This is a genomic window from uncultured Xanthomarina sp. (assembly GCF_963971605.1).
Taxonomy (GTDB): domain Bacteria; phylum Bacteroidota; class Bacteroidia; order Flavobacteriales; family Flavobacteriaceae; genus Xanthomarina; species Xanthomarina gelatinilytica.
This window is the reverse complement of the sequence record NZ_CAXATZ010000031.1, coordinates 11864-33086: the sequence shown is the minus strand read 5'-3', so window position 1 is coordinate 33086 and position 21223 is coordinate 11864. Positions and strand designations below refer to the sequence as shown.

18 protein-coding genes are annotated in these 21223 nt (G+C 34.7%); 9 read left to right on the top strand and 9 right to left on the bottom strand.

Annotated elements, in window-relative coordinates:
* A partial coding sequence (locus AACY93_RS10880) for a transposase (RefSeq protein WP_339611963.1) occupies nucleotides 1-797 on the bottom strand: 797 nt, incomplete at its 3' end.
* Nucleotides 798-1000: 203 nt separating this feature from the next.
* On the opposite strand from AACY93_RS10880, the gene AACY93_RS10875 reads away from it, so the two are divergent.
* The 4 genes from AACY93_RS10875 to AACY93_RS10860 all read left to right on the top strand — a co-directional run bounded on the left by AACY93_RS10875 (nucleotide 1001) and on the right by AACY93_RS10860 (nucleotide 4919).
* A complete protein-coding gene (locus AACY93_RS10875; protein ID WP_339611961.1) occupies nucleotides 1001-1618 on the top strand; it encodes a hypothetical protein in 618 nt (205 codons plus the stop codon).
* Between the two features lie 160 nt (nucleotides 1619-1778).
* Nucleotides 1779-2294 (top strand): hypothetical protein, encoded by a 516-nt coding sequence (locus tag AACY93_RS10870; protein ID WP_339611959.1) that lies wholly within the window; start codon nucleotides 1779-1781, stop codon nucleotides 2292-2294.
* Between the two features lie 183 nt (nucleotides 2295-2477).
* The gene (locus AACY93_RS10865) at nucleotides 2478-3992 is read left to right on the top strand and encodes an IS1182 family transposase (RefSeq protein ID WP_339611957.1); all 1515 of its coding nucleotides are present in this window, start codon (nucleotides 2478-2480) and stop codon (nucleotides 3990-3992) included.
* 90 nt (nucleotides 3993-4082) lie between these two features.
* Nucleotides 4083-4919: a hypothetical protein gene (locus AACY93_RS10860; protein WP_007651939.1), complete on the top strand. Its 837-nt coding sequence runs from the start codon at nucleotides 4083-4085 to the stop codon at nucleotides 4917-4919.
* Between the two features lie 90 nt (nucleotides 4920-5009).
* Here AACY93_RS10860 and AACY93_RS10855 read toward each other — a convergent pair whose 3' ends face one another.
* Nucleotides 5010-5279 carry a transposase gene (locus AACY93_RS10855; RefSeq protein ID WP_339611953.1) on the bottom strand — a complete coding sequence of 90 codons (270 nt, stop codon included), beginning with the start codon at nucleotides 5277-5279 and terminating at the stop codon, nucleotides 5010-5012.
* 351 nt (nucleotides 5280-5630) lie between these two features.
* On the opposite strand from AACY93_RS10855, the gene AACY93_RS10850 reads away from it, so the two are divergent.
* Nucleotides 5631-6266 carry a DUF1566 domain-containing protein gene (locus AACY93_RS10850; protein ID WP_007651265.1) on the top strand — a complete coding sequence of 212 codons (636 nt, stop codon included), beginning with the start codon at nucleotides 5631-5633 and terminating at the stop codon, nucleotides 6264-6266.
* A 62-nt stretch (nucleotides 6267-6328) separates the two neighbouring features.
* Here AACY93_RS10850 and AACY93_RS10845 read toward each other — a convergent pair whose 3' ends face one another.
* From AACY93_RS10845 to AACY93_RS10835, 3 genes are all read right to left on the bottom strand, one after another.
* A complete protein-coding gene (locus tag AACY93_RS10845; RefSeq protein ID WP_007651267.1) occupies nucleotides 6329-7276 on the bottom strand; it encodes a phosphoribosylaminoimidazolesuccinocarboxamide synthase in 948 nt (315 codons plus the stop codon).
* A gap of 118 nt (nucleotides 7277-7394) precedes the next feature.
* Entirely contained in the window at nucleotides 7395-7916 is a 522-nt protein-coding gene (locus AACY93_RS10840) for a hypothetical protein (protein WP_007651275.1), read from the bottom strand.
* A 225-nt stretch (nucleotides 7917-8141) separates the two neighbouring features.
* Nucleotides 8142-9095: a PhoH family protein gene (locus AACY93_RS10835; RefSeq protein ID WP_007651277.1), complete on the bottom strand. Its 954-nt coding sequence runs from the start codon at nucleotides 9093-9095 to the stop codon at nucleotides 8142-8144.
* Nucleotides 9096-9206: 111 nt separating this feature from the next.
* Here AACY93_RS10835 and AACY93_RS10830 point away from each other — a divergent pair, with 111 nt between their 5' ends.
* The 4 genes from AACY93_RS10830 (at nucleotide 9207) to dnaN (ending at nucleotide 14201) form a co-directional block, all read left to right on the top strand.
* Complete coding sequence (locus tag AACY93_RS10830; RefSeq protein ID WP_286852738.1) at nucleotides 9207-10043, top strand: SAM-dependent chlorinase/fluorinase; 837 nt, start codon at nucleotides 9207-9209, stop codon at nucleotides 10041-10043.
* An 11-nt stretch (nucleotides 10044-10054) separates the two neighbouring features.
* Nucleotides 10055-10351, top strand: a complete 297-nt coding sequence (locus tag AACY93_RS10825) for an antibiotic biosynthesis monooxygenase family protein (protein ID WP_007651286.1) — start codon at nucleotides 10055-10057, stop codon at nucleotides 10349-10351.
* 220 nt (nucleotides 10352-10571) lie between these two features.
* Complete coding sequence (gene gldG, locus AACY93_RS10820) at nucleotides 10572-12953, top strand: gliding motility-associated ABC transporter substrate-binding protein GldG (protein WP_286852739.1); 2382 nt, start codon at nucleotides 10572-10574, stop codon at nucleotides 12951-12953.
* Nucleotides 12954-13082: 129 nt separating this feature from the next.
* On the top strand, nucleotides 13083-14201 hold the full coding sequence (dnaN, locus tag AACY93_RS10815; protein ID WP_286852740.1) for a DNA polymerase III subunit beta: 1119 nt from the start codon (nucleotides 13083-13085) through the stop codon (nucleotides 14199-14201).
* A 73-nt stretch (nucleotides 14202-14274) separates the two neighbouring features.
* Here the strand turns inward: dnaN and AACY93_RS10810 are convergent, their stop codons facing one another.
* From AACY93_RS10810 to AACY93_RS10795, 4 genes are all read right to left on the bottom strand, one after another.
* Nucleotides 14275-14829: a hypothetical protein gene (locus AACY93_RS10810; RefSeq protein ID WP_286852741.1), complete on the bottom strand. Its 555-nt coding sequence runs from the start codon at nucleotides 14827-14829 to the stop codon at nucleotides 14275-14277.
* An 8-nt stretch (nucleotides 14830-14837) separates the two neighbouring features.
* On the bottom strand, nucleotides 14838-17372 hold the full coding sequence (locus tag AACY93_RS10805; RefSeq protein ID WP_286852742.1) for a T9SS type A sorting domain-containing protein: 2535 nt from the start codon (nucleotides 17370-17372) through the stop codon (nucleotides 14838-14840).
* A gap of 104 nt (nucleotides 17373-17476) precedes the next feature.
* Nucleotides 17477-18229 (bottom strand): LytTR family DNA-binding domain-containing protein, encoded by a 753-nt coding sequence (locus tag AACY93_RS10800; protein ID WP_286852743.1) that lies wholly within the window; start codon nucleotides 18227-18229, stop codon nucleotides 17477-17479.
* Nucleotides 18230-18232: 3 nt separating this feature from the next.
* The gene (locus AACY93_RS10795; RefSeq protein ID WP_286852744.1) at nucleotides 18233-21145 is read right to left on the bottom strand and encodes a histidine kinase; all 2913 of its coding nucleotides are present in this window, start codon (nucleotides 21143-21145) and stop codon (nucleotides 18233-18235) included.
* Nucleotides 21146-21223: the final 78 nt, after the last annotated feature.

Below are 21223 nucleotides of genomic sequence, written 5' to 3'. Positions count from 1 at the left end.
GTAAGCTGGCTCTGGTAATTGAGCTTTCGGGCCTTACCGGGTTTTACACTGATGCGCGCATCGGGATCGGTGGGGCTGTAATGGGTATTGTTACTGGTGTAGCGACTGCCTTTGTTCCCAGATCCAGGACGCTGGTCCTGGTCCTTCGCCCATTTGGTGTTCCTGCTTTTTATGGCCTGTAATTCCTTGGCGGTAGCCGATAAGGTTTGTTGGTCTTTATCGGCCTTATTGCCTTTGGCCTGACGTAGGGGTCTGTCTTTATCCCGTTTACTGATATGGCGAACTTCACGAAGGTGCGACTCTAAATCGGCTTCGGGAACTTTCAGTTCCAAACTATCCATGGAGGCATTGGCCTTTACCGGGGCACTGTCGATAGCCTGGGTATGGCCACTGACCATACCTGCCGATACACATAATTCAAAAACCCTGGTAAATACGCCTTCGAAAACAGATTCCGGGAACAGTCCCCGGGTACGGCTGATGGTGGAGTGCCAGGGCAACTCTTCATCAATATCGTAACCCAGAAAATACAGAATGTCCAAACGCATGTTGCAATGCTCTATGAGCTTACGGTCACTGGTGACATTTTCCAGATACCCTACCAGGCACAGTTTAAAGAACACCACGGGATCTATGCTCTTTTGGCCACTGCTCCCGTAATACCCTTTAGTCTCTCGATATAGAAAATCCAAATGTAAAACATCTTTTAAACGACGGTAGAAATTGTGTTCCGGTACCCGAACACTTAACTGAAAATTGTTGAATAATTTCTCTTGATACTCTTTTTTTCCTTGCATCCCTAAAAATAAGAACTTTCAGGCAATTCTTGAAATTTTAAACTATATTTGAATAGTTGTGCAACAGGCACACCGTATAAAATTAATTGCTTGGTTAAAGCCTACTTACGAAAGTCCTCGCGGACTTTCTATCTGTGATTTATTTGCTAACTTTAGTGCTTAAATCACGCAACTAATCTTATACAAACACGTTGCCCTTAATTATGACGAACATTCAGGAACAAAAGATATTTAGAGATAAAGACCAAAATATTCAGAATTGGTCGAAAAATACTCTTGTGAAATGTCCTGCTTGCTCAAAACGAGCGATTGTTAAAAATGATAAGGGAATTTTCCAATGGTACGCTAACAAAAACTCTGAACTAAACTGTGCGAATTGCGGATTGACTGCAAGACAAAATGAATTAGTTCACTACCGACTTGAATTGAGGAAAAATTGCTCAAACTGCGGAAAAAGAATTGAAAAAACAATTCCAAATCTAAAAGAACCAAAAGAATCAATTACAGTAAAGTGTGAAAATTGTGGCGACACAGAAACGCACCAACCTCGAAATATTTCACAACAGATGGTTTTCGACAATCAAAACGGCGCGAAAGACCAGATTTTTGGAGTTTCACTTTGGCTACAAGAAGAATTTAAAGGGAATACATTGTGGGCATTAAATTATGACCACTTGGAATACTTGAAAAACTACATTTCGGCGGATTTGAGAGAACGGAACGGAATGTCAATGTCAGCAAAATTACCTCAATTTATAAAGGACAAAAAGAACCGAACAAAACTTTTGAAACTGATTGATAAAATGTGGGTGGAAAAATAACTATGGGCAACGGCTATAGTCCATTGCTTCTGACTTTCCTCTCGGAAAGTCCTCGCAAATTTGCTATCTTCGGTTCTCGGCGGAAAATCCTCGCGGATTTTCACGCAACGAAACCATAGCCAAACACGTTGTGGTGCATTTCTCAACAAGCTCTAAATAAATGATTCAAGCCAAACATTGTGATTTATGTAAATTTCCCAAAAAGGATTTGAAAATCGGATTGACTTGTGGTTTGACCGACAAAAAACCGACCTTTGACAAAACCTGTCCTGATATACAATTCAGCAATGAATTTAAAAGCTATGTTCCTGAATTTTTAGGTCAAATTCAGCATTTAAAAAAACGAAAAGCTTCAGTTTATTTGAATTTATTCCTTTTTGGTATAGTAGGTTTGACCATAATAGTTGGAAGTTATTCTCAACTGACAACTAGATTTATAACAGCATTTGAACCGGAATTTGACTACGGAAATTGGAAATATTTTTCAGTAATGTTTTTTCTCAATCTTATCGGAATTCAATTGATATATATGGGATTTTGGCCACTCAATAAGAATAGAAAAGAGTTAAAAAAACTGGAATCTGACAAAAGAAAAATAAATATGATTCTTAAAAATTACAACACTGATATCGAAACATTATTAGACTATAAAAAAACGACACCACAACGTGTATAGCTCATTGCGGCTGAATTCCTAATCGGAATTCATTGCAATTTGCTATCTTCGGTTTACGGCGGAAAATCATAGCTGATTTTCCGCAACGAGCCATACACAAAACCGTCAGACTGTCTAATAACTTCTCATAGTTTTTAATAAAAACCAGTAGGTGATTTTTTTAGTTTTTTGTATCTTAATGGTATGAAATATATCTCTGGAAAAGACCGAAAACAAACTTGCCTCTTTCCTATTTCTTTGGAAGATTCTATAGAACAGGACAACAGCGTAAGAGCCATTGACCAATTTGTAAATCAGCTGGATTTAGCAGATCTTGGATTTCGCCAAGACCATACAGAAAACGGCCCACCAGCTTATCATCCTTCAGTTCTATTAAAACTATTCATCTATGGCTATTTAAACCGTGTGCGTTCTTCCCGTGTGCTTGAAAAAGAATGTCGCAGAAATATTGAAGTCATGTGGTTGTTAGAGTCACTTACTCCCGACCACAACACTATCAGTAATTTTAGAAGGGATAATCCAAAAGCAATCAAAAAAGTTTTTTTTGCCACCGTTAGCATTGCCAGAAATTTTGGACTTATTGGTGCAACCCTTATAGCTGGTGATAGCACGAAGTTTAGAGCACAAAACAGTAAGAAAAACAATTTTAATCAGAAGAAAATACAGCGTCATTTAGATTACATTGACACTAAATTGGAGCAGTACAACAAAGCCCTGGAGCAGAGTGAAACTCAAAACGAAAAAGAGGAAATCAAGAAAGACATTGATAAACACCAAGGACGCAGAAAGCAATACGAAAAACTTGAAAAACAACTAAAAGAATCGGGTGAACCACAAATATCCACCTCTGATCCAGACAGCAAGCACATGATAGTCCGCAATAACATTACCGAAGTTGCCTACTGTATCCAATCTACCGTAGATGCCAAGAATAATATACCTATCGATTATCTGGTTACCAATAACAACGACTCCAAGGCTATGGGGCTCATGCTACAAAGAGCTAAATCCATATTAAGAACAAATACCTTTACAGCACTCTATGATAAAGGCTACCACACTGGAAGTGAATTTAAAACAGCCAACAATCTAGGTATAAAAACATTGGTTGCCATACCTGGAATTGGAAGAGCATCGCAAGCGCCAGACCCTAACTATAATTCAGAACACTTTATTTTTAATCCACAAACAGATACTTACACATGTCCACAAGGACATCTGTTAAAAAGTAATGGAAGTACCTACAAAGGACGAAACTACCACTTTAAACAATACAAAACTAAAGCATGTAAAAGATGCCCTGTAAGAGACTTATGCACCACTTCTATAGTTAATGGAAAAGTCATTCAAAGAAGCGAATTTCACAAATACATAGAACAAAATGCTGAAAGGGTTCTGCATAATCCAGACGCCTACAAGAAGCGACAGGCAATTGTTGAGCACCCCTATGGAACCATGAAAAGACAATGGGGTTTTGATCACATCACAACTAAAAGAACAAGGCAAAGAGCCAGCGCTGACATCGGTTTAATATTTATTGCTTACAATCTTAAAAGAATTTGGAACATAGTAAAGACTGGAAAGGCACCCTACTTTCTGTGCTATACTGTCATTTTAGTCCATATTAAAACATTTTACAGCCTTTTAAAGACATTTTTAAAACCAAAGACAAATAATCAATTAGTAATAACAGTCTAAAACTAATTTTGTAATTTAGTTGACTAAACAAAAATTAAGGCAGGGTTATTAGACAGACTGCCGTTAGCGGTAAATTGAGCCCAAATCAGAATGAGAGAACAAATAACAGTAGATAAAGCCATAAAAAGAGGACATTTAATTGTAAACGTTCCTGTATTTATCGCAATTATTGGCTGTCCAGCTTTGGCTTTATACTTATCAAAACAGAATTTAATTCCAGGTTGGGGAATTGGAATAGCTTTTTTAATAGGGTTTGTTTTAGCTTGGTTAATTTGGAGCTTTATGATTACCAAATGGAGAATTTGGGCATTTGAGAATGTAAGAAACGTACACGAATTAAAGAAAAGAGCCATCCAAGAAAAATTGATTTGGAATGACGGAAATATTTTCGAAAAAACGGAAATCAGAAATACCGAGGATAAAAGTAAACTTAAAAAAATTGAAAAGAAATTTGAGCAAGAGGATGAATATAGAGAAGATTACTCTCTTCCACCTAAAATAGAAATTCACTATTCGAAAGCAAATAACTATTTTGAACTCGGAGTTTCGATTTTAATAATTGGAGTTGGAATTTATTTTTTCACTAAAGGAGAAACCAAGCAATATATTTTAGGCGCAATTATGACTGGAATTGGACTTTATAGCACAATAAAGGAATTTCGAAAATCACTCGATACCAAACCAAAAATAATAATTGACTCGAATGGAATCCAAACTAAAAACGTGGAGTTTAAAAATTGGTCGAATATTGAAAGTGAAGAAGTTGTTCAAGAAGGTTATGGGAAATCAGCCAAATCCTATCTGATTTATTTCTACGATGAAGACGAGTTTGAAAAAATAGAAATTGACTCTCTGAATGTAACACACAGAGAATTAGAAAATATAATAAGAACATACAGAATACGAAATAATAAAAACTACCGCTAATAATCGTAACCGTTGCACAACCCCATGATTTTATAAAAACATGACACAAAAACGCCCATTTTAAGGGCGTTTGTTATTTTTTACTAGCTGTTACAATGTAAATTGAAGTTGATGATATGGGCTTAAAATGACGTTTATAACAGCCTTAAAACGGTAAAAAACGAAGCGTAGACTTGCCGCCCCACTTTTTGTGCGTTTTTGGGTGAATTTCAAGTACTTTTTTAAGTTATAAGCAATGGCCGAGAGATGCATACATTTATTGGCCTGTTTAATACCTAGGGTATTCACTTTTCTTAAGCCCATAAACTGGGTGAGGGTCCCAAATACAGGTTCTACCGTACTTTGTCGCCTGGCTTTCATAAAAGGTCCCTGTGAAATTGTGTTCCGGTACCCGAACACTTAACTGAAAATTGTTGAATAATTTCTCTTGATACTCTTTTTTTCCTTGCATCCCTAAAAATAAGAACTTTCAGGCAATTCTTGAAATTTTAAACTATATTTGAATAGTTGTGCAACAGGCACAACGTATAAAATTAATTGCTAGTTTTAGCTAAACCAATGTGAGTTGCTTGTTTGCTTGCATCTGATTTTCCTTCGGAAAATCCTCGCACACAAACACGCAACTTTCCATATGCAAAAACGTTAGCAGTAATTTTCACGCAACCTTTTTATAGTTTCTGCATCTACATTATAAAACCAATTCGCAAGCTTATGAAAACTTTAAAAACTACATTACTTATAACCTGTAGCTTATTTTTTCTTGTTGGTTGTAATAACGATGATGATTCACCAGCTGTTGACAATCAAGAAAATATTCCAGAAAACAATGCCTTAGAAATTGGTGATTATCATGAAGGTGGTGTTATTATTTATTTAGATGCCACTGGAGAACACGGTTTAGTATGCTCTATAACAGACCTTACAGATGGTAACACTTATTATGCTATTTGGAATGGAGGTGTAGGAGATATTCCAGGAGCTGATGGAACAGAAATTGGGACAGGTAAACAAAATACTATTGATATTCTAAACGGTTATATTCAGGGTAACGGACCAAATGCAGCAGGTCTCTGTGCATACTATTCAGTAATTATTGATGGTGAAAGAAAAGATGGGTGGTTCTTACCAAGTAAGGATGAACTAAATTTATTATTTATTCATAAAGACCTCATTAATGCAACTGCTGTAGCAAATGGAGGAACAGAGATTGGTAATGAAAGATATTGGAGTTCCTCTGAATATGATGCTGATTATGCATGGAAACAAGCACTATATGATAACGGAGGCCAATATGCTTATTGGAAGCCTACTTATTCAGATCGTGTTAGAGCAGTAAGAGAATTTTAATCAAAAAAAACGCATAAAAAAGCCTGCAAATGCAGGCTTTTTAATATTCTAACTTTAATAATTTAGGCTTTCAAATACCCTAAAACGTTTTGCTCAATTCTACTCTGTATATTAGAAACATCTGCTTTCACAAAAGTTTCTCCTGTAATATTTTCGTATAACTCAATATAACGTTCACTTACAGTTGTTATATATTCATCACTCATTTCAGGAACGGTTTGTCCTTTCAAGCCTTGAAAGTTATTGGCAATCAACCACTGACGTACAAACTCTTTAGATAATTGTTTTTGTGCTTCCCCTCTATCCTGACGTTCTTGGTAACCGTCAGCATAAAAATAACGCGAGGAGTCTGGTGTATGGATTTCATCAATTAAAACAATTTTTCCTTCTTTGGTTTTCCCGAATTCATATTTGGTATCTACTAAAATCAAGCCCCTGGAAGCTGCAATTTCCGAACCTCTTTGGAACAGTTTTCTGGTATAATCTTCCAATACTAAATAATCAGCTTCTGAAACAATACCTCTTTTTAAAATATCTTCTCTGGATATATCTTCGTCATGGTCTCCCATTTCAGCTTTGGTTGCTGGTGTAATAATAGGGTAAGGGAATTTATCGTTCTCTTTCATCCCTTCTGGCATGGCTACACCACATAGCATGCGCTTTCCTGCTTTGTATTCCCTAGCTGCATGTCCAGACAAATACCCACGAATGACCATTTCCACCTTAAAGGGCTTACATAAATGTCCCACTGCCACATTGGGATCTGGTGATGCCAAAAGCCAATTTGGTACCAGGTCTTCAGTGGCTTTCATCATTTTGGTTGCAATCTGATTCAGGATTTGTCCTTTGTATGGAATACCTTTTGGCATGACCACATCGAAAGCCGAAAGTCTATCTGTAGCAATCATGACCAATAGGTCATCATTTATATTGTAAACTTCTCTTACTTTTCCTTTATAAACACTTTTTTGCTTAGGAAAGTTGAAATTGGTATCGGTAATTGTGTTCATTTAAAGTTGGCTGTTGGTTATTATGCAAAAGTAATTTGTTTCCTCTCAGCATACAAATCTAAATAAAAAAAGGAGACATGAAACTGTCCCCTTTTAACTATTGTGTTTATATAATATGTTAATTGAATCTGATATTGTAGGTCACTCCTACCCCAACATTTTGAATATCCAATTCGTTTTCTGCAAAGGTGTTTTGGTAATAGGCATAAAAATTCCAGTCCCTATTATGATACCCAATTTGAGGGTTTACATACAAACCACCATCATTATTGTCTATATTGGCCAAAAAGCCATATCCAAGGTCTACCCCTAAAAACAAACCGTCTGGTGTAAAGTAATAACGAAAGAATCCTGCAGCTGGAATAACTCCAAAATCATCTATATTGTCTTTACCAAAATAATGGGTGTAACCCGAAGCCAAGCCTATGGCAATATTTGGGTTGAACAAATACTGTCCCCTAAGGTCTGCCCCAAAGGCAAATGACGAGGCATCGTTGGCATCACCTATAGGCACTCCTGCAGTTAGCCCTAATTTCAACCAGGAATTATCTGGTGTAAGTTCTACATCTTCTATGTCTGTTTCTTGCGCAAATATTGGAGCAAATCCCAATAAGAATGCTACTAAAAATAATTTTTTCATGTTGTTACTTTTTTTGATTCCTTACAAATGTCTGTATTATAAGATGAAAAAAGTTATACAATTATTGGGATTGTTTATAGAATTATTGGAACCATGCACTAACGATGTGATTTACAAGAAGATGAACCCTTTTGGGATAAACCAAAAAAAACCAGTCTTAAAAAACTGGTTTTCTTTATATAATACTATCGGAAATTTTAGACTAAGGTTTTACACCTTTAGTTATTACTCCCTGTTTTCTATGCTTTTGTAAGCTTCAATGACTTTTTTAACCAACTTATGACGAATGACATCCTTATCGTCCAGAAATACCATGCCAACACCTTCCACGTTCTTTAAAATCAATAAGGCTTCCTTTAAACCGGAAATGGTTCTTCGTGGTAAATCTATCTGCCCTGGGTCTCCAGTTAGTAGAAACTTGGCATCACGACCCATTCTGGTTAAAAACATTTTCATTTGTGCATGTGTGGTGTTTTGACCTTCGTCCAGAATAACAAAGGCATGGTCTAGGGTTCTTCCTCTCATAAAGGCCAATGGTGCAATCTGTATGGTTCCATTCTCTATATAATGGGCCAGTTTTTCAGCGGGAATCATATCCCTTAACGCATCATAAAGGGGTTGCATGTAAGGGTCCAGCTTTTCTTTTAAATCTCCCGGAAGAAAACCCAGGTTTTCCCCAGCTTCCACAGCAGGACGTGTAAGGATAATACGTTTCACTTCCTTATTTTTCAAGGCCTGAACGGCCAAAGCAACTCCTGTATAGGTTTTACCTGTTCCAGCTGGACCTATGGCAAAAACCATATCGTTTTTACGCATAAGCTCCACCAATTTTCTTTGGTTTGCTGTTTGTGCCTTTATCAGCCTTCCGTTTACACCATGTACTATGGTGGCTCCACTGGCATCGCTTGTGGCGTAGTCGTCTTTGCTCTGACTGGTAAGCACGCGCTCTATGACGTTTTCATCAAGCTTGTTGTATTTTATATAGTGCTCCATGAGCATGTTAAAGCGTCTATCGAACTCCTCTAAGAGGTCTTCGTCTCCATAGGCTTTTATTTTATTCCCTCTGGCAACAATTTTTAGTTTGGGAAAATATTTTTTCAATAATTCGATGTTTGCATTTTGTGCTCCAAAAAATTCTTTAGGAGAGACTTCCTCAAGTTCGATAATGATTTCGTTCAAAAGCTATGGGATTTAATTAAAAATATCAATTAAGATTTATTAGATTTGTGCTTAAACAAAGCTACACAATTTTCATGTGAGTTTGGTTAAAAAAATATCAACAATTAATCCATGCCTATCATAACCTTAACAACAGATTTTGGAGAGAAAGATCACTTTGCTGGCGCAGTAAAAGGAGCTATTTACACCGAATTGCCTGAGATAAAAATTGTTGATATCTCACACTCGGTTTCCCCTTTTAACATTCCTGAAGCTGCGTATATCATTCAAAATGCCTACAGTAGTTTTCCTAAGGGCACCATCCATATTATTGGTATAGATTCTGAGATGAATATTGAAAACAAACATATAGCCATGAAACTGGACGATCATTATTTTATTTGTGCCAACAACGGGATCATGAGCATGATTTGTGCCGAAATAGCTCCAGAAAAAATTGTGGAAATCAATATTCACGATAGAATAGAAACCAGCTTTCCTGCTCTTGACGTGTTTGTAAAAGTGGCTTGCCATATTGCCAGAGGTGGCACCTTAGAGGTTATTGGGAAAGTAATAGACAGTATTAAACCAATAAAAAACCTGATGCCTTATGTAAACGACGAAGAAAACCAAATTGTGGGCAGCGTGATTTACATAGATAATTATGGAAACGTAATAAGTAACATAAAAAAAGCGTTCTTTGAGAAAATCCAAAAAGGAAGGGCTTTTGAAATTTCGGCCAGGAATTACACCTTTAAAAAAATATATTCTAAATACAGTGATGTGGTAAACTTTGATTTACCCTTGGAAAAAAGAAACGACGAAGGCAAAAGTTTGGTGGTTTTCAACTCTTCCAATTATCTTGAAATTGCCGTTTACAAAAGCAACAGCCAAACCTCTGGTAGTGCTTCTACCTTAATGGGCTTGGATTTAATGGATGCCATAAGCGTGAATTTTATAAATGAATAAAACATAATACAATGTTTGTAAGACTTGTTAAAATGAGTTTCCACGAAGAACATATAGATGAATTTCTATCCCATTTTAATGCAAACAAAGAATGCATAAGACATTTTAAAGGCTGTCAGTTTTTAGAACTGTATAGAGACAAAACACATAGCCATATCTTTTTTACCTATAGCTATTGGGATACGGAAGCCGATTTGGAAACTTACAGGCATTCTGAACTTTTTAAAGAGGTTTGGAGCAAAACCAAGCCTTTGTTCAATGCCAAACCAGAAGCTTGGAGCGTGGATAAAGTGGCTTCTCTTGAATGAAAGTATTTTTAGTTGTGGGGTTGAGGTTTAAGGTTTAAAATTCAAGGTTTAAGATTTAAGGTTTTGAGTTTTTTTAAATAAAAAATAAATATTCGTGCAATTGTGTCTGAAAAAATATGAAAAAATATAATTTTGATATCTAAACGTCATCTTATTAAAAATTCAACAATTATCAACAATCGTCAATCAACAATCAACTAACCCCTAATCCCTAAAAAACATGTTCGCCATATTAAGAAAAGAAATAAACTCGTTTTTCGCCTCGCCTATTGGTTACTTGGTTATTGCTCTTTTTTTATTACTGAACGGTCTTATTCTATGGCTTTTTAAAGGCGAGTTCAACATTTTGGATAATGGCTTTGCCGATTTGTCCTCTTTTTTCCTGTTAGCACCTTGGGTCTTGATATTCTTGATTCCTGCTGTTAGCATGCGTAGTTTTAGCGACGAGAAAAAACAGGGAACTCTAGAGCTTTTACTTACCAAGCCCATACCCTTATTCAATATTGTTTTAGGGAAATATTTAGGTGCCTTTATCTTAATTCTCATTGCCTTACTCCCTACCCTTTTATACGTTTATACGGTTTACCAATTAGGGAATCCCATTGGGAATTTGGACGTTGGTAGCACCTTAGGATCCTATTTCGGGTTGTTGTTTTTAGTGGCAGCTTACACAGCCATTGGGGTGTTTACGTCCACCTTATCAGATAACCAAATTGTGGCTTTTATTTCGGCAGTTTTTATTTGTATTGTCTTTTACATTGGTTTTGAAGGTATTGCAGACATATTTTCCAGTATGTTTGTTGAACAATTGGGCATGAGTACCCATTACAAAAGCATGAGTCGTGGTGTGTTGGATACACGTGATATCCTTTACTTTTTAAGCGTCACGCTGTTTTTCTTGATTCTTACCAGCAAACGCATTACAACCAAGGGACTTCAAAAAAAAGAGGTTTTGCTATTAAGTTTTTTATTTATTGGCTTATTGGCCATAAATGCCATTAGCAATAACCATTATGAGCGTTTCGACTTAACCTCCGACAAACGCTACACTATAAGTGATTCTGCTTTAAATATTATAGACGATGTCGCTTCCCCCATTCTAATTGATGTATTTTTGGAAGGAGAGGGTTTTCCTTCGGAATTTAGACGATTGCAATTGGAAACCAAACAGATCCTGGAAGAATTTGCATCGCACAACAAACACATTGTTTTTCATTTTATCGATCCTTTGGCAGATGAGGCCAACAGGGAAGCCAACATACAAAAACTCAACAATCGTGGTTTAACACCTATGCAATTAAGTGTTGAGGAAAACGGCAAAAGCAGTCAGGCAGTAATTTTTCCTTGGGCTTTGGCCAGTTATAACGACGTAACAGTAACCATACCGTTGGTGAAAAATAAAATAGGTGCCACTCAGCAAGAATTGGTCAGTCATTCGGTACAACATTTGGAATATGCCTTTGCCGATGGTTTCAGCAAATTGGTAAACCCAAGAAACAAAAAAGTGGCCTTTTTAATTGGCAATGGCGAGCTTAAAGGACGTTATATTGAAGATTTCCTTAAAACAATATCGGAATATTACAATTTGGCTCCATTTACACTGGATAGTATTGCCAACAATCCCGAAAGGACCTTAAACCAATTAAAGGATTTTGATTTAATCGTTTCAGCCAAACCTACCGAAGCTTTTACAGAAAACGAGAAGTTTGTTCTGGACCAATATACCATGTCTGGAGGCAAAAGCCTTTGGCTTATAGATGCTGTTGCCATGGAAAAAGACAGCTTGTACAACACTGGAAAAAGTGTGGCCATAGCCAGGGATTTAAATCTAACGGATTTCTTTTTTAAATATGGCGTTAGGATCAATCCAGTTTTAATAAACGACCTCTACTCTGCTCCCATAACATTGGCCATTGGCGAAGGTAGCGAAGCGCGTTTTCAGCAATTCCCATGGTTTTATTCGCCATTGGTAAATCCTGAAGGACACCATCCTATTGTGAACAATATCAATTTGGTGAAATTTGATTTTGCCAATCAAATAGACACCTTAAAAAACAGTGTCCAGAAAACCATTTTACTTCAAAGTTCCATCTTGTCCAAAACCGATGGCACACCTAGGGAAATAAGTTTGGAAATGACCACTATGGAACCAGACCCCAAACTATACAACAAACCTCATCAGCCCATGGCTGTTTTACTGGAAGGGGAATTTACTTCGGTATACAACAATCGTGTAAAACCATTCCCCCTTTCCAAGGAAAAAAACACCAGCAAACCAACCAAAATGATTGTGGTTGCCGATGGTGATGTGATAAAAAACGAATTGGGCAAAAACGGACCTATAGAACTAGGATTCGATAGAAGCTCTGGACAGCTGTATGGCAACAAGGAATTTTTGCTGAATGCTGTAAATTACCTGTTGGACGACAACGGACTTATAAACATTCGATCCAAAGAAATTGAAGTGTCCTTTTTGGATTACCAAAAAGTAGGCTTGGAAAAAACCAAATGGCAATTGTTCAATATTTTGCTGCCTTTAGTAATATTGGGCGTTTTCGGGTTTGTTTTCAACTTTTACAGAAAAAAGAAATACGCAAGGTAAAGGAATGGTTTCCCTTTCAGATTCCCTTTTTCAAACGAATGTTTTGTTAATAAGTTTGTTTCCTATATTAGCTGCTATACGATATATTTGTAATACTAATTAAACGAACATAAAACGTATTTAACATACATGAAATTTATAGTATCAAGTACCTATTTACTGAAGCAGCTTCAAGTTCTTGGAGGTGTTATAAACAACTCAAACACCTTACCTATTTTAGATAATTTTTTATTTGAATTAAACAATACAGAACTTATAATCTCAGCTAGTGACCTGGAGACAACCATGTCTGCTAAACTTGAAGTGGAAAGTGATAATAGCGGCAGCATTGCCGTTCCTGCCCGTTTGCTTTTGGAAACCTTAAAAACCTTTCCTGAGCAACCATTGACTTTTGTGGTAGAAGAAAACAATACCATAGAGATCAGTTCCAATCATGGAAAATATGCCTTGGCATATGCAGATGGCAACGAGTTCCCTAAAGCTGTTTCTTTGGAAGACGCGAGCTCTACAACCATTACTGGAGATATTTTGGCAACAGCCATAAGCAAGACCATTTTTGCTGCAGGAAACGACGATTTACGCCCTGTTATGAGTGGTGTGTTCTTTCAGTTTTCTACCGAAGGTTTAACCTTTGTGGCTACAGATGCGCATAAATTGGTTAAGTATTCAAGAGAAGATGTTCAGGCTAGTCAGACCACAGAATTTATCATGCCCAAAAAACCTTTAAATCTTTTAAAAGGGATTTTGGCTGCCAGTGATGATGAAGTGATTATAGAATATAACGATTCCAATGCCAAGTTTACCTTTGAAAATACCGTTTTAATTTGTCGTTTGATTGACGGAAAATACCCAAATTACGAAGCTGTTATTCCTAAGGAAAACCCGAACAAGCTAGTAATTGATAGAACACAGTTTTTAAATTCTGTGCGACGTGTGAGTATCTTTTCAAATAAAACCACACATCAAATCCGATTGAAAATTGCAGGTGCTGAATTAAATATTTCTGCTGAAGATATCGATTACAGTAATAAAGCCGAAGAGCGTTTAACCTGCGATTACCAAGGAGATGATATGCAAATTGGTTTTAACTCACGCTTTTTAACTGAAATGTTAAACAATCTGACATCAGACGAGGTACAACTTGAAATGAGCTTACCAAACAGGGCTGGTATCTTAACTCCTGTGGATGGCCTGGATGAAGGTGAACAAGTGACCATGTTGGTGATGCCTGTGATGTTGAATAGCTAAATCCAAAATACCTTATATAAAAAAAGCGCTCATAAATTATGAGCGCTTTTTTTATGACTTCCATTCAGAGGACTTAATCATCTGAAGCTAAATACAAAAAACTGCCATTGTAAGTTCCAGAAATCTCAGTTCCATCATTTCTAGTAAACTGAAAACTAATTTCAATTTGATCTGTAGTGTATACTTCTAATGTTAAACTACCTGTAGATGCGTTTAAATTAGTATTAGAATTATTTCTATCTAATAATATATCACCATCTTCTAATTCTCCATCAATAATTTGAGCGTTTTCTTCAAATTGAAAATTAGACATATCAGAAAAACTATATGTTTGTTCTGCTAATGGACTTTGATTAATACGTATATTAAATACATTAACATTATCAAGTTGAGTACCATTATTTATGGCATCTAAAAGTTCAGTTTCTGTCTTATTAGAAAAACTTACATATGTATTATCGCCTAATGCAGGCTCTACGATAACGCTATTAACAACATAAGTTTCATTATTTAAAGTAATAACATTTGTATTTTGAGGTTGTTCTGTGTTGTTATCGTCGTCTGAAGAACAATTTAATGCAGTTAAAGCAAAACAAAATAAAATTACAAGTTTGTTTAATTTTTTCATTTTAAAAATTATTGTTTTAAGATTTTTATTGTTTGATTTGATTGGTTAGTGTTTATGTTTAAAAAGTACATTCCTATTGGTAAATTAGAAATATTAATTTGAGATTGATTAGCAATATCAAGTACTTTTTGACCATTAACGTTAAAAACAGCTACGTTTTTAATAGTTTGATTTGTTTTAATATTTACAACGTCTGTTGCTGGATTTGGATATAACTTTACTGTGTTTTCATCTAAAGAAATATCATCAACACTTAATGTAGAATTGTACTCGTAAGCTCCTAAATCTATTGTAGTATTAAAAACCCTATCATTACCTGATAAATCTAAATCGCCAAATAAAGCTTCATCGTAGTAAGCGTTATCACCTTGATCAACAATATAATTTGAAGCTGATGTTGGTTTGTATTCGGCATCTAAATTTAAATTATCTGTTGCTGGATCTAAAGTTGTTACGTTTGTTGCACTAAATGTCCCCCCGTAAGTTCCGGCATTTGATGATACATTTGCAATAGAATTTCTAATAAACACATCGTAAGTAGAAACTAATCCGTTGGAAATATCTCTAGTTGCTGCTGTACCATTAACTGTATTCTGCCAAAAGATAGTATTATTAACATTTAGGTTTACACTACCATTACCTGATGCCGTTATAGAATTGCCATAAGTACCATTATAATCATTATTAACAAACGTACTATTATTAATTATAACATCTAAAGTGCTTCCGTTATTCCAATCTTCTCTGTAAATATCTAAAGCCGCAACATTAATATCGTTATCAGCAACTAAAACGTTAGCCCAACGTGTAAAAATATAGCCGTTTGTACTATCAGATTGCACATAAACCAATCCTCTATTAACAATGGTGTTATTTATAAACTTGGTGTTTTCAATAAGTAAGCCTCCGTTTAATGTTCTCATTTTAAGTAAATAACCATTAGAATAATTACTTCTGAATACCGAATTTTTAATTTTTAAGTTATTAATACTTGAACTATTAGGAATAAAGATTACGCCGTTTTCTTCAACACCACCAGATGTAGATGTATCGTAAATATTTTCAAAAATAATCCCATCAAAAGTCACATCACTAGCTGTTACTTCAAATAAACGCTCTGCATTATCTGTTTTGTTCGATGAAAAATCTCCATCAATATCATCACCATTTATATCTCCAGTAAAAATGGTAGCATTTGTAGTATGAATAGCTGTTATATCTCTTTCAGCTAGAGTCGTTTCGGTTCCTGCAAAACCTCCAATAATATCCACTTCATCTGTACTAACAGCTATTGGTGTGTTTTTATCTGCTAATGTATAGGTTCCTTTTGCTACCCAAACAGCATCATTTAAATTGGTAAGTGCTAAAGCGTCAGTTACATTTGTAAAAGCATCTGCCCATGAGCTACCATCGTTAGCACCTATTGCATTGGCATTTACGTAAAATATAGAAGGAATACAGTTTTCACCGTAACTCGATTGACCGTCTACAGTCCACCCTGGGTTATATTGACCACTATTTGCTGGTGGTGAAAAACCTGCATCAACTTGAATACATGTTAAACTTGCATTATTATACGCTTTCATGTAGCTAAAATTGCTGTTATTTCCGTTGGCTACGTTTAACTCTACCAATTGATTGTTTTGGCAATGAACTTGCTCTAATGTAGGAATATCACTAACATCTAGTGTGGTAATTTGGTTATCTGCACAATGTAATCGTGTTAAATTAGTGTTATTACTAACATCAATAGTCGTTAAATTATTTGCGTAACAATCCAAACGTGTTAAATTGGTAAAGGCTTCAATACCTGTTAAATCTGAAATTGACAAACCATTGATAAGTAGCTCTGTTGTAGCTTGTGCTTCTGCCACTGTAATTTCAGTATCACCATTTAAATTGATACTATTATTGTTTACTAAATAACTTTTGAAATTAGCATCTGGAATATTTACAATTTGATTTAATGCAGCACAGTCTTCACTATAAAATGCAGAGGTACCTTTAGTCCAACCTTGGTTATATATTCCGGCTTCTGCTGGTGGTGTAAAACCAGCATCTATTTGAATACATGATAAACTATTTCCATAAGCTTTCATCCAGTTAATGTTACTGTTATTACCATTGGCAATGTTTAATTCATATAAAACACCATTGTTATGACATTGTATATCTGTAATTGATGTGTTTGCACTAATATCCAACGTTTCTATTTGATTATCAGAACAGTGCAAACGTGTTAATGCTAGATTATTGCTTACATCGATAGACGTTAAATTATTATTGTAACAATCTAATCGTGTAATGTTTATAAATTCTTCTATTCCTGTTAAGTCTGAAATTGACAAACCATTAATTAATAATTCACCAGAAAATGCTTGTGCTTCTGCTACAGAAATTTCTGAGTCGTTATTGGTGTTAATGGCTGCGTCTGCTAATAAATAGCTTTTAAAATTAGCATCGGGAATGTTAACATTTTGCGCTTGTATACTATACGATGCAGTCGCTATTAAAAAGGTTAATAAGAGTAATGTTTTTTTCATTGTAGTTGAGATTTATTTTAATATTCAACTACAAAACAACAATCAAACAAGGCTAAATTAAGTGAGATTTTTCTGAATAGCTCTAATTTCTTTCTGAATGAAAATCACATAAACGTTTCTTTAATCACGTCCAAAAACTGATCGCGTTTAGATTTTGAAATTGGAATGCGTTTTTGATTGTTCATTAGTAAGTAATCGCCATCATCTTTAACCAATTCATCTACATATTTTAAGTTGATTAAATACGACCGATGACATTTAAAAAACATCGCATTGCGTTCTAATTGCTCTACAAAATGCTTTAAGGGTTTACAAATGGTTTTTTGTTTACCATCCATAAGTTGCACGTTGGTGTACATGCCATCGGCTTCAAAATAGACGATATCATTATGCGATGCGAACATGATTCCTTTTGGGATTTCTAAAGCAATTTTGTCCATTGAAAGTTGCTTTAACGAGTCTCGTAACTTGTTTAACTGGTCGTTTAAATTGTTGGCTTTTATGGCTTCTTCAGCTTTTGCAACTGCATCTTTTAACTCGGTTGTATCTACTGGTTTTAACAAATAATCTACAGCCGATAATTTGAAAGCTTCAATTGCATATTGATTGTACGCTGTAACGAAAATGATTTTAAAATCTATCTGGTTTGGGAAGTATTCTAAAATATCTAATCCAGACTGATTTGGCATTTCAATGTCTAAAAAAACAATATCTGGTTTATTGGTTTTAATCAAATCTACACCAGATGCTAAATCTTGTGCTTCTTCAATACTAGTAATACTTGCACAATGTTCGGTTAGCAAGTTTGACAGTAAATGTCTGGCGCGTTTTTCGTCGTCTATAATTATCGCTTTCATATCTTAATGTATTGGCATGGTGATGACCACTTTTGTACCTGCAGCAACGTCATTTTCGTCATACAAATCGTTGGTAGTTATGGCTATATCACGCTTTAATTTGTTTTTATAAAGATGCACACGTTCCTCATTAGCTTTAGTAGCAAATGGTTTGTGCTGTTGGTTTGGTCGTTTTAATTTTTCGGATTGTGCGCGACCAATTCCGTTATCTTCAACGGTAATTTCTAATTTATTTTGCTGAATAATTTTCGCTTCAATATGTAATTTTCGGTTGTTTAATTTGTGCAACAATCCGTGTTTTAAAGCATTTTCAACATACGGTTGAATGAATAATGACGGTACTTTTATTTGTTTTGTTTTTAACTGATTATCAACCGAAATTGTATATTCCAATTCGTCTTCAAAACGCACTTTTTCTAATTCTAAATACAGTTTTAAGGCGTTTAATTCTTCTTCTAAAGTAATTTCGTTTTGCTGACTGTAATCTAAATACATGCGGATTAATCGGCTAAACTTCACTAAATACGAGCTTGCCAATTCTTTTTCATTGGATATGATATAATCTTGAATAGAATTCAACGCATTAAAAATAAAATGCGGATTCATTTGCGAACGCAGGTTTTCTAACCTTAAATTGGTTATTTTTTTATCGATTAAAATTTTATCAATTTCCGCAATACGTTGTGCTTCTTTTTGCTGTAATCGCCATCTAAAATACAGCCAAACTAAACCAATAATTGCTGCTACAACTAAACCATAAAACCAATAGGTTTCCCAAAATGGTTTAGCAATTACAAAGGTTATTGGTGCTGCAAAAACAGCTTGTTGTGCACTTAAATTTTGGGCTTTTAATTCAAAAGTATAGGTGCCGCTAGACAAACTATTAAAAGTAACAAAATGTGTGTTTAGCGGTATGTTTTGCCAACTTGTATCAATTTGTTTAACGCGGTATTGGTAGCTTACGTGTTGGTTAGATTGAAATCCGTTTGAGTTAAACGAAATATCAATTTTATTTAAATTATAAGGCAGTTTGTAGTTAGTTGCAACTAATGTATCGCGGTCGTTAATCTTTACAGCTTCTATCCTAACCTTGGCTGTTTTAAAAGCTTTAAACAATGCGTCTGATTTTGGTAGCACATAAAATGCTTTAGGCAAGCTTACAATAATTTGATTTTGAAGCATTAAAAAATCATTAACCGCTGTATTTAAACCATCTTGCGCACTTAACGATTTAAGCTGATGTGTTTTTGTATGATATTCAAATAATCCAGCATCGGTTGAAATCCAAAGCACTAAACCATCGGCATGAATAGCGTTAATTTGAAGATTTTCAGGAAGGTTAATTTCTGAAGGTTTTAGCGTATTGTTTTCGTATTTTAATAATCCGTTGTGTTGAGTTGCAATCCAAACTGTACCGTTAGTTTTTGTTAGTGTATTAACCAATAAACTTTTAGAATTGAATAAGATTTCTTCTGCATTAAATGTTTGCGTATTGTATTTGTAAAGTCCGTCGATGTACGATACAAATAAATGATTATTAGAAATCACCGAAGCTTTTACACGACTTTCCTTTAGGATTTGTTGTTCAGGATGATTAAACGGATTTTTATACACAATACCTTGACGATAATTACCATAAAACAAGATGTTATCATCTATTTTAGAAAAGGTTTTAGCAACTGAAAATCGGTTATTTACATCTAAAATTATGTCATTTTTTAAATTAACTACAAACGATTCTGAAGCATTAATACTAACTATAAGTTTATCGCTTTGCGCATCAAAAAAAAGTTTCCCAATAATTTTTTTACCTGGTAATTGCAGTGTTTTTATTAACTGATTATGATTGTAAAACAGTAATTTACCATCATTGGTTCCTAAGACAAATTGATTGTTTTGTAACGCAACAGAAGCTGTGATTTTAGAGTCTAAATTTGATAATTCAACACGACGAATATTTAAGTTAGGTGATACAAACACACCATTATCTAAAGTTGTAAACCAATAATTTTTATTAAAATCTACTTGAACATCTGTAATAGATTCTGTTTTAAAAAGTTGTTCTTTAAACGTGAAGTTTTCATTTTCAAAACCATAAATAAACACACCAGAACTGGTTAAAAACCAATAGTTGTTTTCAATATTTAAAACATTGTAAATGGTTTCATTTTTTAATCTAGCAGGCGTTACTACTTTTTTTGATGTGTTGTTTGTTTTATCTATTTTATAAATGATGTTTCCATTAGAACTTTTGTGCGTAAAAAAAACAGTGTTTTTAAAGGCGAAAATTCTTGGTGATTGTATACGATTACTACTTGTAATTTCAAGTATTTTTATACTTGTATTGTTATCAAATTTGTATAATCGATGACGCTCTAAATCGCCTTCATGATTAATTATAAATGTGTAGTTGCTTCTGTTATCTTTAGCATTGGTAATACACATGCCTTTAAACACTTCGGTAACTTGTTTGGTGCTTTTATCAATATCAAAAATGCCAATAACAGTGAATAAACGTATGCTGTTTTCTAATATTTCAAAATTTGCTAATTGTCCATTTACTAATTTACTAGCGTCATAAAACAGCTTTAGGCTATCGTTTTCAACATAAAATAATTGTCCGTAAATATTATTGCACCAAAGTCGGTTTTCAGTATCAAACTTTAATTGAAAAAGAGAATTCCCTCTTTGTTGAGGATGACTAAAGTGTTTGTAGTTTTTTCCGTTGTAACGGTATAAACCTTTGTTTGCAGCAAGCCAAATATAGTTTTGATTGTCTTCGGCTATATCATAAAACTCAACATCTGGAAGATTTGAGACTTTAGACATATGTTGTATTACTGGATTTTGAGCATGAGCAACGCTTCCAAAACCAATAATAAAAACAAATAGTATGTATCTAAATATTAATTGCATAGCTTATAATTAGCAAACTTAACCATTTCTTTAGCTATTGAAAATTGATTTTTGCTGGAAGTGTTCGTTTTTTTTCTA